Genomic DNA, 14,910 nt, shown 5'->3' on the forward strand with positions numbered 1-14,910 from the left:
CGACGAGGAAATTATGATCAAACAGACCAAAAAGCAGATGTTCGCCCTGGCCGCCATCGCCTCGATCGGCCTCTCCGCATCCACTGTCTTTGCCCAGGTGAAAGACGTCGTGGTGGATGGCAAGGGTGAAATCCCCTACCTGATCGACGGCCGCAACGTCGTCGCCCGCAGCGGCACCGGCCTGTGCTGGCGCACCGGCTACTGGAGCCCGGCTGCTGCCGGCACCGCGATGGCGGGCCAACTGCCGGTCGGTTGCGAGTGCGACAGCGACATCGTGCCGAAGGACAAGTGCGCACCGGCTCCGGCCGCCGCCCCCGCGGCTGCACCGGCTCCCGCCGCCGCCACGCCGAAGCCCACCGCCGACAAGGTCAAGCTGTCAGCCGACGCGCTGTTCGACTTCGACAAGGCCGTGCTGAAGCCCGAAGGCAAGACCAAGCTCGACGACCTCGCCGCCAAGGCTAAGGGCATCAAGCTCGAAGTGATCCTCGCCGTCGGTCACACCGACCGTCTGGGCTCCGATTCCTACAACCAGAAGCTGTCCGAGCGCCGTGCCAACGCCGTGAAGACCTACCTGGTCAGCAAGGGCATCGAAGCCAACCGCGTCTACACCGAAGGCAAGGGCGAGCGCCAGCCGGTTACCGGCAAGAACTGCTCGGACAAGCTGGGCCGCAAGAAGCTGATCGAGTGCCTGCAGCCGGACCGTCGCGTCGAAATCGAACTGGTCGGCACGAAGTAATCCCGCCTGATTCGGTCAAAGGCCCTGCTTCGGCAGGGCCTTTTCATTTCCGCCTCTCCCTTGCTCCAATAGCGTCTTCGCCCGAACAAAGTCGAGACCCGAGCCATGAATACCAACGCCGATCCGGCCGAACTGCAGAAATTCAGCGACCTCGCCCACCGCTGGTGGGACCCCACGTCCGAATTCAAACCCCTGCATGAAATCAATCCCCTGCGGCTGCGCTGGATCGACGGCCACGCGAACGTCGCGGGCAAACGCGTCCTCGACGTAGGCTGCGGCGGGGGGATCCTGTCAGAAAGCATGGCGGCACTGAGAGCCCAGGTCACCGGGATCGACCTGTCTGAAAAAGCGCTGGGCGTCGCCCGCCTGCACCTGTTCGAATCGGGGCACAAGGTGGATTACCAGCACTGCAGCGCCGAGGAGTTCGCTGCGCGGCATCCCGGCGAATTCGACGTCGTGACGTGCATGGAGATGCTCGAACACGTCCCCGACCCCGCCAGCACCGTCGCGGCCTGCGCCAAGCTCGTCAAACCGGGCGGGCAAGTCTTTTTCTCCACGCTCAACCGCAATTTCAAAGCCTATCTGTTTGCCGTGGTCGGCGCGGAGTACATCCTGAACCTGCTGCCGCGGGGAACGCACGAGTACGCAAAGTTCATCAAGCCGTCGGAACTTGCACGCTTCTGCAGGAATGCCGGACTGGAGAGCGCCGAGCTCCTCGGAATGAGCTACAACCCCCTTACCCAGACCTATTCCCTGGGTCACGATACGAGCGTGAATTACATGCTTCAGGCACGACGCGAGGCCTGACGCAAACGCAAGAACGGACTCGCGCGACCGGGAAGCGAAAGTTTCCGGTCGCCGGTGCAAAAAGTGCTAGACTGGCACTTGAAATCGGGTGTACCGCCACCAGATTCGTAGCGTGATACACAAGGGGCCGACCTGGCTTCGACGTGGGTCGCAAAGCAGCGCAGTGCATACCGAGGACCAGTCACCTCGTAAATCCATCTGGAAACAAACAAACGCCAACGACGAGCGTTTCGCTCTCGCCGCTTAATCCCGGCGGGCGCTGCACCGGCAGGTCTCTGGGCCGGGTGGTCTCAGCGTAAGCTGAGCCGCTGCAGTGTCATTTACAGAGACTCGCGAGTTGCGCCGGGCCACTTGGCGCAACAGCTAAAGGTAAGGTGACTCGCTTCTGTCCGGCCTGCCGACCGGCTAAGACAGGAGTTAAATCCAAATAGGTTGGCTAAGTATGTAGAGCTGTCTGTGGAGGGCTTGCGGACGGGGGTTCAATTCCCCCCGGCTCCACCAATTCAACGCCAAGACAATGACTTGTCTTGGCGTTTTCATTTTCTGCCGCACCAATCTTCACCCCCGGGGCAGCGATCCTGCCCTGCGCGCGCGGGACCGAAGATTCGATGAGGACGGTTATATCGATGTCAGCGCGCGCGGGTGACGATTGCTTCGATCACCTGGACGTCAGCATCGACCCGCTCTTCAGCATGCTTCGGCACAGCCGGCTGCATCCGCACTAGCGGAGCGCCACGCCTCGCTTCCGCCGCGCGCTCCCCGCCCGGCTTCGACTTCGCGCTTGCAGCGGAGGCGCGCGCCACCTCCCGTTGCGCAACGCGCTTCGCGCCGCCAGACCGGCTATCGACGATTCTCGGCGGCTCAACGCGTTGCGCGGGCACCTCGACGATGATCGCCGCCGGCGCACGGAACTCTGGCACGGGCGGCATCACGGGCGCCTGCATCATGGGCAGGCGCTCCGGACGGGTTTCCGTCTCCACCGGAGCACTCACCGCGACCACATCCAACGACTCCCGTCCACCCGCGCTTTCGCCGACGGGCACACGCCAGGGCTCCCACATCACGAAAATCAGCACACCCGCGACCGCCAGCGCGGCACCGGCGGCCATAACCACGCCGACCCCTCCCCCTCGCGCACCCAATCCTCTGCCCGCGGACAGCTCGTCGAGAATTCGAACATCACCAGGTCCTTGCGCGCGCAGACTCGACGCAAAGAGGCTGGGCAGGGGCCGAGCCGCCATCGCGGTGGCTGTTCCGTTGGAAGCATCAGACATCACGTGCACCGATCCATTTGCCATATTCATATACAATAGCCGATTTTACCGACACAGGCATTTCCCTGCCCAGCCCCGGCACCGTGAATTCACCACTTTTGTTCGCCGCCCCGGTCGCATACTTCGCGCTCGTCTGCATCGGACTGGCACTCATCCGCCATCCGCCGCGTCGACGCACCTTTCTTGCCGGCGGATCGGCACGCATTCATGGAATTGCCGCAGCCTTGCAAGGCAGGTTCCGGGCCGCCATCAGGTTTGTGGCGACCGGTCTCGGTTTCGTGCGCTACGGGGGCACCGGGATTTCGATTCCGTTGATCGAAAACCGCCCGGTTGCGTTTTCCGCCCTCGTGCTCGCCCTCGTACCGCCCTTGGCCGTGCTCGCACTGTCGCAACGGGCAATCTTCGAGTTCGCTCCGGACGACACGCCGCCCGACCGCAAGATCGCCGCATTGCTGGCCGGAGAGCACCTCGCACCGCCACCTCCGCTTCCGCCCGCCGTCTTTGCCACGACCGAAGTCGAGATGCTCAGGCCGTCGCTCGGGAATGCGAGTCGGGACTGGAATCTGCTCGATGGCGAGTTCCGGCAACGCCTGCTCACCGTATTCAAACTGCTCGAGGAGCAACACGGCTACCAGGCAGTACTGCTCGAAGGCTATCGCAGCCCGGAGCGTCAGGCTGAGTTGCTGTTGCGCGGCCCCTCCGTAACCCAGGCCGCCCCGAACCTGAGCTATCACCAGCACGGCCTCGCCGCCGATGTCGCATTCCTGCGAGACGGCAGACTCGTCATCTCCGAACGCGACCCCTGGGCCATGCGCGGCTACGAATTCTATGGCGTGCTCGCCGAGGCAGCGGGCCTGACCTGGGGCGGACGCTGGAAGATGATGGATCTCGGGCACGTCGAACTGCGCCGCCGCGAAGCGCTTCCGGCCGGACGTTCCTGAACCGAAGCACAGGCCGGTCCGCAACACCCACCAGCAACCAGGAGGATCCATTTCCCATGGCACGTCCATTCATCGTCATCGGCGACCGGACCGATCACGGCGGCACCGTGATCGGCGCTTCGCTCAGTAGCGACTGCAATGGCAAAGGCATCGCAAGAGTCGGCGACCAGGTCACCTGCCCGCGCAAAGGGCACGGCCGCGTGACCGTCATCGCGACCGGCGACCCGACCACCCTCATCGACGGGCGTCCGGCCGCGCGCCATGGCGACAGGACTGCCTGCGGCGCAATCCTGATCGCCTCGCAGGCGCTCACGGTCGACTGACGCCGGATCGCGATCCCATGTTCGCCTTCGTACTGAGGCCCGTCGTCCTCGGAGTTCTCGCGACCGCACTGGTCTGGGCGCTCGTCCTCGGCTGGTGGCGGGCCGTCGGATACGAACCCGGAACGGTTGAACTCGCCACGCATCTGCTCCTCCTGCCGGCAACGCTCTTGGCCGGCTTCTGGCTCCTGCGCACCGTCATCGAGCACCTGCGCCAGCCCCCCGCCGCCACGGTTGCCCATGCGAGCGGAAACAGCGAGACCCGGCCAGCCGCTGCATCCGCCCCAACGCACCGCCCGGAAACATACCTGATCGCCTTCGCCCTGCAGTGCGCTCATGGTACCGAGGCGGCGCAAGTACTCGATGCAGCCCGGCAAGGATGCGCCCCGGCGCTCGACGACGACCTCCGTGATGCGCATGGCTTTCCCGTGTTCGCCGCGCGCGTCGCCGACCTTTCACCCGAGGATCCCGGCGGGACGCCGCACGACCATTCCGTCGACATTTGTCTGACAGACGGAGAACAGGACGCGCGTGCGCTGGCACTGCTGCACAGCGCACTCCCCCGTGCGCTCGACGACCTTGCGGAGTTCATCGCTCCCGCCCCTGCAATCCGGATCGTCCTGTGGCTTTCGGACCGGGAGAGGGAGGACGCACACGGCGCCCGCCTCGCGAGCTGGCTACGGCGCGAGCACCTCGCTCCGCGCGACATTGCGGCGACGGACGTTCGATTCCACCACCCGCGGGATGACGCCGATGCCTTCGAGCTCATCGACGCCCTGGCTGACGAGCTCGACCGCTTGTCGTCCCCGGCCTTTGCACTGGTACTGGGCGCCGTGTCGCATATCGACGAGCGGACGGTTGCGGCCTGGGAGACCGCATCGCAACTGTTCACGGCGAGCATGCAGGACGGCCGTATCCCGGGCGAAGCGGCAGCGGTGCTCGTGCTCGCGAACCGCTCGGGAGCGACCCTCGTCCGGCATCTGTCGTCTCCCCGCCTGTCGCACGCTGCATCAGGCAGAGTCAGCCCCGCTGATGCTTCCCTGGCAAAGACGGGCGCCTCCCTCTTGGGCAGCCTCATCGACGCGATCCTGACGGACAAGCAAGTCGACGCGGCGCGCGTCTCGAATGTACTTGCCGACGCCGACCACCGGGCTCCGATCACGAAGGATCTCCTGCGCACGCTCTCGGAACGCTTCCCGACGCTCGAACCGCTGTCGGACATGCTCAGTCTCGGGAATGCGACCGGCTTTACCGCGCCGATCGGCGGACTCGTGACGCTGCTCTGTGCGGCCGAGGCCGCCAGCGCATCCGAAGGCGTCGCCCTGTGCCTGACCTGCCAATCCCCCCACGCCCGCGCGGCAATCATCGTCGACGCCCGCCCGCCGGCGCCCACGTCCCCCGCGCCAACGCCTGACCCTGCTCCTGACGCCACCTGACCGATGTCTTATCTCCGCACCTTTCTCACCGACTCGCGCACCCTGTCCTTCATCGGCGTACTGGCCCTCGCCAGCTTCCTGATGCTGGGCGCCGAAACGCTTGAGCTCGCCTTGGCCTGGGCGGCGATCGCCTCGTGCGCCGTCCTCGCGCTCTGGATCGCCGTGTGGGCCTGGCGGCGACGCCGGGCCGGCCTCGCCGAGTCCGCACTCGAACGGATGCTCGACCCGCGCACGGGCGATGGCGAAGGCCGGACGAAGGGGGAAATCGAAACCCTGCGCCGGCGCATGAAGGAAGCCATCCGCACGATCAAGACATCGAAGCTGGGGCTGGTCTCCGGACGCGCCGCGCTGTACGAGCTGCCGTGGTACATCACGATTGGCAACCCCGCGGCGGGCAAGAGCACGGCCGTCGTCAACTCCGGGCTCACCTTCCCTCTCGGCGATGCCGCCGGCAGCGTCGTGCAGGGGCTCGGCGGGACGCGCAACTGCGACTGGTTCTTCACGACCGAGGGAATCCTCCTCGACACCGCCGGCCGCTACTCCGTCCACGAAGAGGACCGCGAGGAATGGCTGGGTTTTCTGGATCTGCTGAAGAAGAATCGTCCGCTCGCGCCGATCAACGGCATCATCGTCACGGTGAGCGTCGGCGAGCTGCTCCGCAATCCGCCAGGCTTCGCGATCACGCTGGCCAAGAATCTGCGACAGCGGGTTCAGGAACTCACCGAACGGCTCGAAGTGTTCGCGCCGATCTACGTGATGTTCTCGAAGGCCGACCTCATCGCGGGGTTCAACGAGTTCTTCCAGGACGTGGACTGGAACGAGCGCGACCGCGTGTGGGGAGCGACCCTGCCCTACGAAACCGCAGGAAGCAACGACGCCATCGGGCTGTTCGAGCGCCACTTCGACGAATTGTACGAAGGGCTGCGCGAAATGAGCGTGGCTCAGATGTCGATTGCCCGCGGCGAACGGATGCCGCCCGGATTGCTCACGTTCCCACTCGAGTTCGCCGCAATCAAGCCGGCCCTGCGGTCCTTCATCGCCACTCTGTTCGAGGAGAACCCTTTCCAGTTCAAGCCGATCTTCCGCGGCTTCTACATCACCTCGGCGATCCAGAGCGGGGAGACGCCCAGCAGCTCCAGCGAGCGGGTGGAAAAGCGCTTCGGACTTGCCGGCGATGGCCCGGCTGCTGCACGGATCGCCTCGAACAACGGCTTTTTCCTGAAGGATCTCTTCTCGAAGGTGATCTTCGCCGACCGCAACCTGGTACGGCACTACGCGAGCCGGCGCAAGAAACGCCTGCATCACGCCACCTCGCTGGCAGCGGCGGCGCTGCTGGGCCTTTCGCTGGCGGGATGGAGCTGGTCCTACGCCAACAACCGCAGCCTCGTCGACAACGTCCGCGCCGACCTCGAACGCGCCGTGCGCATTCAGGAAGACCGCGTCGACCTGCAGTCGCGGCTCGAAGCGCTCGAACTGCTCCAGGAGCGCATCGCACAGCTCGAACGCTTCGACACGGAACCGTCGCGTTCGCTCGGTCTCGGGCTGTTCCAGGGCAAGGAAGTGAAATCCAGACTGCTTGAGGAGTACTACCGGGGCGTCAGGGAAATCATGCTCCGCCCGGTCGGCGAGAGCATCGAAGGTTTCCTTGCAGCCGTCAATCGCAATGCCGGCCGGCTGCGGCCGAGCGACAACCCCGGCCAGGGGGCGGTTGCGGGCGAGGCGCCCGCGGAGGCGCAGCCGTACAAGGAAACGTCGCCGACCAACGTCGAAGACGCCTACAACGCCCTGAAGACCTATCTGATGCTGGGCGACCGGACGCATACCGAGGTCGGCCATCTCTCCGATCAGCTTAGCCGCTACTGGCGGACGTGGCTGGATGCCAATCGCGGCTCCATGCCGCGCGAGCAGATGATGCGCAGCGCGGAGCGGATCATCAGTTTCCACCTGCGACATGCGAACGACCCCGGCTGGCCGACCATCGCAGGCAAGCTCTCGGTGATCGACGAGACCCGTGCGACGCTACGCCATGTGGTGCGCGGCATGCCCGCAATCGAGCGCGTCTACGGCGACATCAAGGCGCGGGCGGCCACCCGCTTCCCGCCCGTGACGGTCGCGAACCTCGTCGGCCCGGACGACACCGGGCTGGTCAGCGGCAGCCACGTGATATCCGGCGCATTCACCGCCGACGCGTGGCGCAGTTATGTCGAGGACGCGATCAAGGATGCTGCGACGGGAGAGTTGCGGAGCACGGACTGGGTCCTCGACACCAGCGGGAAAGACGACCTCTCCCTCGCCGGCAGCCCCGAGCAGATCCAGAAGATGCTCGTGGCGAAATACAAGAAGGAATACGTCCAGGAATGGCAGAAATTCGTCACAGGCATCGGCGTCAGCGGATTCGACGGCTTCCCCGCCGCCGTGGCAGCCATGAATCGCCTCGGCGACGTGACCGCATCTCCCCTGGGGAAACTGCTGCGGACCGTGCATGAGCAGACCGCCTGGGACAACCCCGGGGTCAGCCATGCGGTAGCCGCACGTGCGCAAAAAGGCTTCATCGAATGGTTCAAGCAGTCGATCCTGCGCATGTCGCCCGCACCGGTCACGCTCGAGGCCCCCTCTTCCACAACGGCTCCGGCCAGCCCGATGGGCGCCATCGGCCAGGAATTCGCCGGCGTCGGTCGTCTGATTGCACGCCGCGACAACGGGGAATCGATACTGGACCTGTACCTGCGCCGGCTTTCCGGGTTGCGGACGCGCCTCAACCTCCTCGCCAACCAGGGCGACCCGGGTCCCGGCGCCGTGAAGCTGATGAGCGAAACGATCGAAGGCGGCAACTCGGAACTTGCCGACACGCTGCGGTTCGTGGACGAGCAGATGCTGACGGGCATGCCTGACAATCAGCGTGAAGTGCTCCGCCCGCTGCTGGTGCGCCCCTTGCTGCAGACCTTCGCAGCCCTGATCGGCCCGGCCGAGCGGGAGCTCGACAAGAGCTGGATCGCGAACGTGCATGAGCCCTTCGGCCGGCAGCTTGCCGGAAAGTATCCGTTCGACGCCGCGTCGGGCATAGAAGCGACGCCGGCCGAGATCGCGCAGATCTTCGGCCCCGAGGGCGCGATCTCGAAGTACGCGGCTGCGAGCATCGGGCCGCTGATGGTGCGGCGCGGCGACTATATCGAGGCGCGGACGTGGGGCGATCTCGGTATCCGCCTGCGCCCCGAGTTCCTCGCGGCTTTCCCGGGCTGGGTCGCCCCCCTGGAGGGCGGCAGCGCCACCCCGGCCGCGCCGGTTGCGCAGACGAGCTTCCGGATGCTGCCGCAGCCCTCGCCGGGCACGACCGAATACACCATCGAGATCGATGGGCAAAGACTGCGCTACCGCAACGGCGCCGCCCAGTGGGCCACCTTCGTGTGGCCCAATCCGGCGGGAACACCGGGCGCGCGAGTCGTCGCGACGACCTTCGACGGACAGGAAATCGAGGTCGCAAACTTCAGTGGGCGCTTCGGACTCGAAAAGCTGATCAACTCCGCCACGCGCACACGCAACGCAGACGGCTCGTTCAACCTCGCCTGGCACACTGGCGAGGTGTCGGTGCCAGTCACGCTCAAGATCGTGAGCAGCCCGGACGTGCAGACAGGCAAAGAGGCCAGCCCCAGGGGCGGCCGCAACGCCCCGCTCCCCGCCAGCGTAGCCGGAGACGACGCGAAGACACAGGCCGCCATCGGCCCCGGCGGCGCGGCCACGCTCGCAACCACGACTCAGCCGCACGGGGGTGTGCAATGAAGGCGGCTGCCATCCACGCCACAGGCTATTTCGGCAAGCTGCCCACGCGTGGCGACTTCGTGAAGGGAGGCGGATCGGCGCAACTGATCGCGATGCTCGATCGCTGGATCTCGGAGAGCATGAACCTGCTGTCGGCAGATCCGCGCTGGCGCGTTCCCTACGACAGCATGAGCCCGGTGCACTTCGCCTTCGTCGGTCCGCGCAGCCGCCTCTCCGTCGTCGGCCACCTGCAGCCGAGCCACGACGCATCGTCCCGCCGCTTCCCCTTTCTCGTCGCGTCGACGATCGAGTCGGAGGCCGGACATGCCCCGCCCGGGCCACTGGCCCTGTCCTCGCTGTGGGCAAAGTTCGGGCACCTGGTCGGCCTGGCTCGAACGGCCGAGGAACCCGCGTCGATGCTGCACGCGCTTGCGCGCATCGACTGCAGCGAGGAGCTCGCGCACATCGCACAACCGTCGGGCACCGGCGCAATGCCCGCCGCAACGACGATGGCTGACCTTGACCGGCTGCTCGGGCACGACGGCGGTAATGGACAGGCCCGCCGCATCATCCTCGCCCTCGGCGTGCTGCTGCGCCCGTTGCTCGGGAGCAACCCGCCCGCGATCGACCGCGGCCTGCGGCTGCCCCTTCCGGACGACGTCGGACTGCGGGACGGGCTGGCGCAGGTCTGGGTAAACGTCATCAGCGGCTTTCTCCGCAACACCTCCTGCGAACTCCAGCTGCTGCAGGCACCGGTTGCGGGACGCAACACGCTGACCGTCGGCTTCAACGGCGCCTCGCCACTGCCCCTCGTCAGCCTGATCTCGCCGGCAAGCGCACCCGACGCCGTCGTGAGCCTGGAAGATCCCGAGTGGATAGACACGCACCCGGACCTGACCGGCGACTACGGAATCGCCAAGCTGTCGAGCTATCTCGCCCAGCCCGGGACGTCGCTCGCAATGGGGCTCGCCACCTTCAGGGAAGTATTTTTCGGAGAATGATCTTGAAGCTCAGTTTCGCACTCGCGGCGGGGCTGCTCTATGCCGCGGCCGGCATGAGCGCACCGCCACCGCAAAACCCCGCGTCGGACGGTCTGGTGCACGTCACCGGCACGGTACCTGACGAGAGCGCCCGCGTGGCCATCATTTCCCGCCTGCGCGAACTCTATGGCGCGGAGAAGGTTGTCGACCGTCTGGACTCGGGGGGCGTCGTCGCACCACCGGGCTGGAGCGGCCACGTCGTCAAGACCCTCGGGAACGGCATCCGCGACGTCCGCCAGGGCCAGCTGGAGGTCAACGGCACCCAGGTCACGATCAGCGGCAACGTTGCCAACGAAGCCCGGCGGCAGCAGCTCGCCAGCGAGATTGCGACAGTGCTCAATCCGACCTACACGGTCAATAACGGGCTGCGCGTGCCAGCCGGCGCGCAGGCAATGCTCGATCAGACGCTTGCTGATCGCGTGGTCGAGTTCGAGAGCGGATCCGCGATCCTGACGCCGACCGGCGTTGCCATCCTCGACGAAATGGCTGCAGTCATTGCCAGACTCGAGCGCCCCCGCGTCGATATCATCGGACATACGGACTCCACCGGGAACCGGGCAGCCAACATCGCCTTGAGTCTCGCCCGCGCCGACACGGTGAAGAACTACCTTACGGGCAAGGGCATTCCGGCAGCTGGATTGAGCGCGCGGGGCGCCGGCCCCGACCGTCCCGTGACACCCAACGACACGCCGGAGGGTCGCGCGCGCAATCGCCGGATCGAATTCCGGCTTGCCGAGTGACCCGGGCCCGGCCGTTCAGCGCCCGGGCACATCCGGGGACACGAGCCCGAGCAGCTCCTCCACGTGCGAGAGAGCCCCGTCGTCGCGGACCACCGTGCGCAGCCACTCGTGCAGCGACATCTCGCCCCAGCGTGCCGCCTTGTCGGCGAGATAGGCCACCGGACTGTGAGGCTCGGTGCGTCGGAAGAAGTCCGCCACCTCGCGGAGCCGCTCTATCGCATCGGCCCGCGTAGCGATCACCCCCTGACCCCCAGCACCCGGTGCCCTCTCACCGGCGGGGCTGCGCCCGCCGCCCGCGGGCGCAGCCCCGAGCAAGTGCGGAGTCGGGGCCGGCGCCTCGCCACCGAACCGCCGCGCGGTCTCCAGCACCTCGATGAGCGCCTGGCGTGCATCGTCGAAACCCGGGCCATCCAGTCCGAGCTTGGCATCCACGACCCGCTCCAGCTCGTCCAGCGCCCCCCGCGCCGCTTCCGCCTCGGCGGCAACGCGGCTGAAAAAATCACGGGACGTGTCGCGGCGCGCGGCCTCGAATTGATCGAGCGTCACCGGCGCGGCACGCATGAGGAACTCGGCTTCCTGCGGGTTCCGCTCCAGGCAGGCGGCCAGATTACGCGCGGATTCGAGATCACCCATCGACAAGGATCCCCGCGGGGAATCGGTAATGGGCGTATCGCGCACGATGCGGCGGGACTGGGCCACCAGCCAGTCGAGATTGCCGGCGCGCATCTCCTGGTCACCGTCGTCGGGAAGCGGATGGATGTCATCCCAATACGCTTCGCACAAGCCGGCCACCAGGCGGTAGCCATCGGCGAGACCGGCGAATCCGCGGGTTCGCGCCACCGCCTCGGTCAACCAGACGGCGAGACGGACATCCTTCGCCCTGGATGCCAGCGCATCCTCGCAAAGACGGGCAACGCGCGGCCAGTCGGCCTCCTTGAGCGGTCTCACCCACTCACCCTGACTCACCGAGGGATCGTCGCAGCGGCGCGCCTCCTGGATCTCGTCGAACAGCGCAGAGAAGGTGAGGTCCTCGCCGCAGCGATTACCGGCCAGCGGGCGAAGCAGTGGAGCAAAATCCATGGGCGGTTCCGGTTCAGGCCAAACCACCATTTTACATGACGTTGAAATTACCCTGACAGCATCAGCGAATACTTTCAGGCGTGCTGGATGAGTTCGATCTTGTAGCCGTCCGGATCCTCGACGAATGCGATCACGGTCGTGCCGTGCTTCATCGGCCCCGCCTCGCGCACCACATTGCCGCCACGCGCGCGGATCTCGTCGCACGCACGGTAGGCATCGGGAACCGCCAGCGCGATGTGGCCGAAGGCATTGCCCATCTCGTAGGACCCCACGCCCCAGTTGTGCGTGAGCTCGATGACGGCCCCCGCGGACTCGTCCTGATAACCGATGAAAGCCAGCGTGAACTTCCCCTCCGGGTAGTCGTGGCGGCGCAGCAGCCGCATCCCGAGGACCTCGGTGTAGAACTTGATCGAACGATCGAGATCGCCAACGCGCAGCATGGTATGAAGTAGTCTCATTTCAACGGTCCTCTTCAGTCTTCAGCAAGAAGCGCCGCGTCGGCGCCATCGATGACGGGCAGTGCCCGCCCGGCGTCGCGCAGTCGCACGCGCGCCGCCTTCCAGTCCGGATAAAGCGCGCCCACGACAGCCCAGAAACGCGGCGAGTGGTTCATTTCGGCAAGATGTGCCACCTCATGGGCGACAACGTAGTCGATGAGTGCCGGCGGCAGGTGGATCAGGCGCCAGTGCAGACGGATACCGCTGCGGCTGCTGCAACTGCCCCAGCGCGTGCGTGCCGACGACAGGCGTACCGGCGGCACGGCCTGGCCGAGCCGGAAGCAGAACTCCGCGACACGTTCGCCATACCACGGCAGGGCACGAGCGCGCAGCGCACGGACGAGTGCCTTGCGGGCGCCCGCGCCGTCGGGCACTACCAGCTCTTCGACACCGTCCGCCCCCAGGCGCCAGCGCGCGGAACGTACACCGCCCGCGAGGCGCAGGCGGCAGGTCTCGCCCAGCAACGGGAACAGGGCACCATCCTCGACTGCCATCGCCGCGGGCGGCACCCGCGCGGCGAGCTTCCCCTCCAGCCAGTCATGGTGGCTACGGATGAAGCGGTCGATTTCGGGCTGCGTCGCGGGCCACGGCACGGCGACACGAACCCCGCGTTGATCGACCTGCAGCGCGAAGCTGCGTCGCGGAGAGCGGCGCAGCACATAGTCGAGATCCCGTTCGCCGAGACGGATGCTGCGGGACTCCTCGGTCGCCGGCCGCGACTGGCGCGCCAGACCCGCGGCTCGGCTCACGCCTTCGCCTGCCATGCGTATCCGCGCGCTCCGACCTCTGCGCAGATGCGCGCCATTGCAGCCGAGACGCTCGCCGCGGGGCCTTTCACGCCAAGCTCGATGGTCCGCGGTTCGCCCGGCGCCGTCGGCACGCTGGGCAGGCTGAACAACTCCAGCTCGGGAAACGCTGCGGTCACGGCCTCCATCAGATCGACCAGCTTTCCCTCCATGGCATCCAGCACCGTGATCGCCGCTTCGGTGAAATCATCGGCATGGTGGAGGTGGCGGAACTGCGTATCGAGCACCCATTCGATCATCGGCCACGCCATCACCGGGAAGCCGGGCACAAAGTAATGCCCGCGGATCGAAAAGCCCGGCACCTGGTTGTACGGATTCGGGATGATCGCGCTGCCCTGCGGATAGGTGCCGAGCTGCAGGCGATGCGCCGTAATCTCGGCGCCGAATTTCTCGCGCAGGATCGCCTCCGCCTCGGGGTGCAGCGCAAGTTCGACACCGAGCGCGGCCGCCGCGCTCTGGCGCGTGCGGTCGTCCGGGGTGGCACCGATGCCTCCGAAGCTGAACACCACATCGCCGGTCGCGAAGCTCTCGCGCAGCGTCGCGACGAGCCGCTGCGCGTCGTCGCCGACATAACGCGCCCAGGCGAGCCTGAGTCCACGCGCACCGAGCATCTCGACGAGTTTCGCCAGATGCTTGTCGCTGCGCCGCCCGGACAGGATCTCGTCACCGATGATGATCGCGCCGAACGCCATCCGCTACTCCCTCACCTGCGGAGCCGACAGCGCGTCGAGGACGGTCACGCCCCGCTCGATGCGCTCGCGCCGCAACGCTTCGAGCATTAAATGAACAAAGGCCAGACCGCAGAACGCGGGCGCCACGAGATTGACGAACGGTACATAGGCAAGCAGCGCGCATGCGCCGCCAAGCAGCAGCATCGACGTCCGCTGCACCCGAGGCAGCCGCCTGAGTTCCTCGCGATCGGCATGCAGCATCAGCGCGTCATAACCGAAGGCTCGCTGGTTCAGCCATGCGGTCAGCACCACGGACGCGACAAGACCCGCCCCGGGGATCAGCCACAGCGGCAGTGAGACAACCATGCCGAGCAGAAACAGCAGCCCCGCGACGGTCGCATTCCACGCGCTGCCCAAGTTCGAGCCGCCGCGACGCAACTCCAGTTCGCCATAATCCTTGCGCGCCACCTGCTCGAGCATCATCGGCAGTGCGATCACGGCGACCAGCAGGGCCGCCGTGACGTAGATCAGCGGCAGGAAGGCCAGCGCCAGCGCGATCTCGACGACGATCAGCGTGGCGGTGGCGCCGATCTCGGACGCGGCGATCCATTCGCCGACGAACGCCCAGCCCTGAATCCAGGCCACGACCGTCTCGACCAGCGTGGACCATGTCAGGACCGCAACCGTCATCCAGGCGACGACGGCCAACAGGCTGGGCCACACGAGGTGGACGAACACCCCCTTGCGCCCAAGGCTGCGCAGCGCCCGTCCGAACGCAAGCAGGATCTCGCGCATCGCCAGCCCCT

14 protein-coding genes and 1 other RNA gene are annotated in these 14,910 nt (G+C 66.5%); 9 read left to right on the plus strand and 6 right to left on the minus strand.

The features are described from left to right. Positions 1 to 13 precede the first annotated feature (13 nt). The 3 genes from U5817_RS20245 (at position 14) to ssrA (ending at position 2,044) form a co-directional block, all read left to right on the plus strand. Positions 14 to 736 carry an OmpA family protein gene (locus U5817_RS20245; protein ID WP_407278574.1) on the plus strand — a complete coding sequence of 241 codons (723 nt, stop codon included), beginning with the start codon at positions 14 to 16 and terminating at the stop codon, positions 734 to 736. 105 nt (positions 737 to 841) lie between these two features. After that, positions 842 to 1,543, plus strand: coding sequence for a bifunctional 2-polyprenyl-6-hydroxyphenol methylase/3-demethylubiquinol 3-O-methyltransferase UbiG (ubiG, locus tag U5817_RS20250; protein ID WP_407278575.1), 702 nt, complete (start codon positions 842 to 844; stop codon positions 1,541 to 1,543). A gap of 123 nt (positions 1,544 to 1,666) precedes the next feature. Further along, positions 1,667 to 2,044, plus strand: a transfer-messenger RNA (tmRNA) gene (gene ssrA, locus U5817_RS20255). Between the two features lie 128 nt (positions 2,045 to 2,172). Here ssrA and U5817_RS20260 read toward each other — a convergent pair. After that, a complete protein-coding gene (locus U5817_RS20260) occupies positions 2,173 to 2,652 on the minus strand; it encodes a hypothetical protein (protein ID WP_407278576.1) in 480 nt (159 codons plus the stop codon). A gap of 263 nt (positions 2,653 to 2,915) precedes the next feature. On the opposite strand from U5817_RS20260, the gene U5817_RS20265 reads away from it, so the two are divergent. Genes U5817_RS20265 through U5817_RS20290 form a run of 6 tightly spaced genes read left to right on the plus strand, consistent with a single transcriptional unit; the run spans position 2,916 to position 11,050 of the window. Continuing rightward, positions 2,916 to 3,758, plus strand: coding sequence for a M15 family metallopeptidase (locus tag U5817_RS20265; RefSeq protein ID WP_407278577.1), 843 nt, complete (start codon positions 2,916 to 2,918; stop codon positions 3,756 to 3,758). Between the two features lie 56 nt (positions 3,759 to 3,814). Then, a complete protein-coding gene (locus tag U5817_RS20270; protein WP_169125930.1) occupies positions 3,815 to 4,081 on the plus strand; it encodes a PAAR domain-containing protein in 267 nt (88 codons plus the stop codon). Positions 4,082 to 4,098: 17 nt separating this feature from the next. Then, positions 4,099 to 5,514: a hypothetical protein gene (locus tag U5817_RS20275; protein WP_407278578.1), complete on the plus strand. Its 1,416-nt coding sequence runs from the start codon at positions 4,099 to 4,101 to the stop codon at positions 5,512 to 5,514. Positions 5,515 to 5,517: 3 nt separating this feature from the next. Continuing rightward, positions 5,518 to 9,291, plus strand: coding sequence for a type VI secretion system membrane subunit TssM (gene tssM / locus U5817_RS20280; protein ID WP_407278579.1), 3,774 nt, complete (start codon positions 5,518 to 5,520; stop codon positions 9,289 to 9,291). Continuing rightward, positions 9,288 to 10,271, plus strand: coding sequence for a type VI secretion system-associated protein TagF (tagF, locus tag U5817_RS20285; RefSeq protein WP_407278580.1), 984 nt, complete (start codon positions 9,288 to 9,290; stop codon positions 10,269 to 10,271). Before tssM ends, tagF begins: the two co-directional genes overlap by 4 nt. After that, positions 10,268 to 11,050: an OmpA family protein gene (locus tag U5817_RS20290; RefSeq protein ID WP_407278581.1), complete on the plus strand. Its 783-nt coding sequence runs from the start codon at positions 10,268 to 10,270 to the stop codon at positions 11,048 to 11,050. The genes tagF and U5817_RS20290 overlap by 4 nt, the downstream gene beginning before the upstream one ends. 15 nt (positions 11,051 to 11,065) lie before the next feature. Here U5817_RS20290 and tssA read toward each other — a convergent pair whose 3' ends face one another. From tssA to U5817_RS20315, 5 genes are all read right to left on the minus strand, one after another. After that, the gene (tssA, locus tag U5817_RS20295; RefSeq protein WP_407278582.1) at positions 11,066 to 12,130 is read right to left on the minus strand and encodes a type VI secretion system protein TssA; all 1,065 of its coding nucleotides are present in this window, start codon (positions 12,128 to 12,130) and stop codon (positions 11,066 to 11,068) included. Between the two features lie 74 nt (positions 12,131 to 12,204). Next, the gene (gene gloA, locus U5817_RS20300; protein ID WP_407278583.1) at positions 12,205 to 12,588 is read right to left on the minus strand and encodes a lactoylglutathione lyase; all 384 of its coding nucleotides are present in this window, start codon (positions 12,586 to 12,588) and stop codon (positions 12,205 to 12,207) included. 14 nt (positions 12,589 to 12,602) lie between these two features. Beyond that, a complete protein-coding gene (locus tag U5817_RS20305) occupies positions 12,603 to 13,376 on the minus strand; it encodes a M48 family metallopeptidase (RefSeq protein ID WP_407278584.1) in 774 nt (257 codons plus the stop codon). Beyond that, on the minus strand, positions 13,373 to 14,125 hold the full coding sequence (locus U5817_RS20310) for a competence/damage-inducible protein A (RefSeq protein ID WP_407278585.1): 753 nt from the start codon (positions 14,123 to 14,125) through the stop codon (positions 13,373 to 13,375). The genes U5817_RS20305 and U5817_RS20310 overlap by 4 nt, the downstream gene beginning before the upstream one ends. A 3-nt stretch (positions 14,126 to 14,128) precedes the next feature. Continuing rightward, positions 14,129 to 14,899, minus strand: coding sequence for an EI24 domain-containing protein (locus tag U5817_RS20315; protein WP_407278586.1), 771 nt, complete (start codon positions 14,897 to 14,899; stop codon positions 14,129 to 14,131). Positions 14,900 to 14,910 lie beyond the last annotated feature (11 nt).

Origin of the sequence: Aromatoleum evansii (assembly GCF_045689615.1) — a bacterium.
GTDB lineage: Bacteria > Pseudomonadota > Gammaproteobacteria > Burkholderiales > Rhodocyclaceae > Aromatoleum > Aromatoleum evansii.

What these genes read in the sequence shown, in the direction of transcription:
- U5817_RS20245 (WP_407278574.1), top strand. Translation starts at nt 14, where the DNA reads ATGATCAAACAGACCAAAAAGCAGATGTTCGCCCTGGCCGCCATCGCC.
- ubiG (WP_407278575.1), top strand. Translation starts at nt 842, where the DNA reads ATGAATACCAACGCCGATCCGGCCGAACTGCAGAAATTCAGCGACCTC.
- U5817_RS20260 (WP_407278576.1), bottom strand. Translation starts at nt 2,652, where the DNA reads ATGGCCGCCGGTGCCGCGCTGGCGGTCGCGGGTGTGCTGATTTTCGTG.
- U5817_RS20270 (WP_169125930.1), top strand. Translation starts at nt 3,815, where the DNA reads ATGGCACGTCCATTCATCGTCATCGGCGACCGGACCGATCACGGCGGC.
- U5817_RS20275 (WP_407278578.1), top strand. Translation starts at nt 4,099, where the DNA reads ATGTTCGCCTTCGTACTGAGGCCCGTCGTCCTCGGAGTTCTCGCGACC.
- tssM (WP_407278579.1), top strand. Translation starts at nt 5,518, where the DNA reads ATGTCTTATCTCCGCACCTTTCTCACCGACTCGCGCACCCTGTCCTTC.
- tagF (WP_407278580.1), top strand. Translation starts at nt 9,288, where the DNA reads ATGAAGGCGGCTGCCATCCACGCCACAGGCTATTTCGGCAAGCTGCCC.
- U5817_RS20290 (WP_407278581.1), top strand. Translation starts at nt 10,268, where the DNA reads ATGATCTTGAAGCTCAGTTTCGCACTCGCGGCGGGGCTGCTCTATGCC.
- tssA (WP_407278582.1), bottom strand. Translation starts at nt 12,130, where the DNA reads ATGGATTTTGCTCCACTGCTTCGCCCGCTGGCCGGTAATCGCTGCGGC.
- gloA (WP_407278583.1), bottom strand. Translation starts at nt 12,588, where the DNA reads ATGAGACTACTTCATACCATGCTGCGCGTTGGCGATCTCGATCGTTCG.
- U5817_RS20310 (WP_407278585.1), bottom strand. Translation starts at nt 14,125, where the DNA reads ATGGCGTTCGGCGCGATCATCATCGGTGACGAGATCCTGTCCGGGCGG.
- U5817_RS20315 (WP_407278586.1), bottom strand. Translation starts at nt 14,899, where the DNA reads ATGCGCGAGATCCTGCTTGCGTTCGGACGGGCGCTGCGCAGCCTTGGG.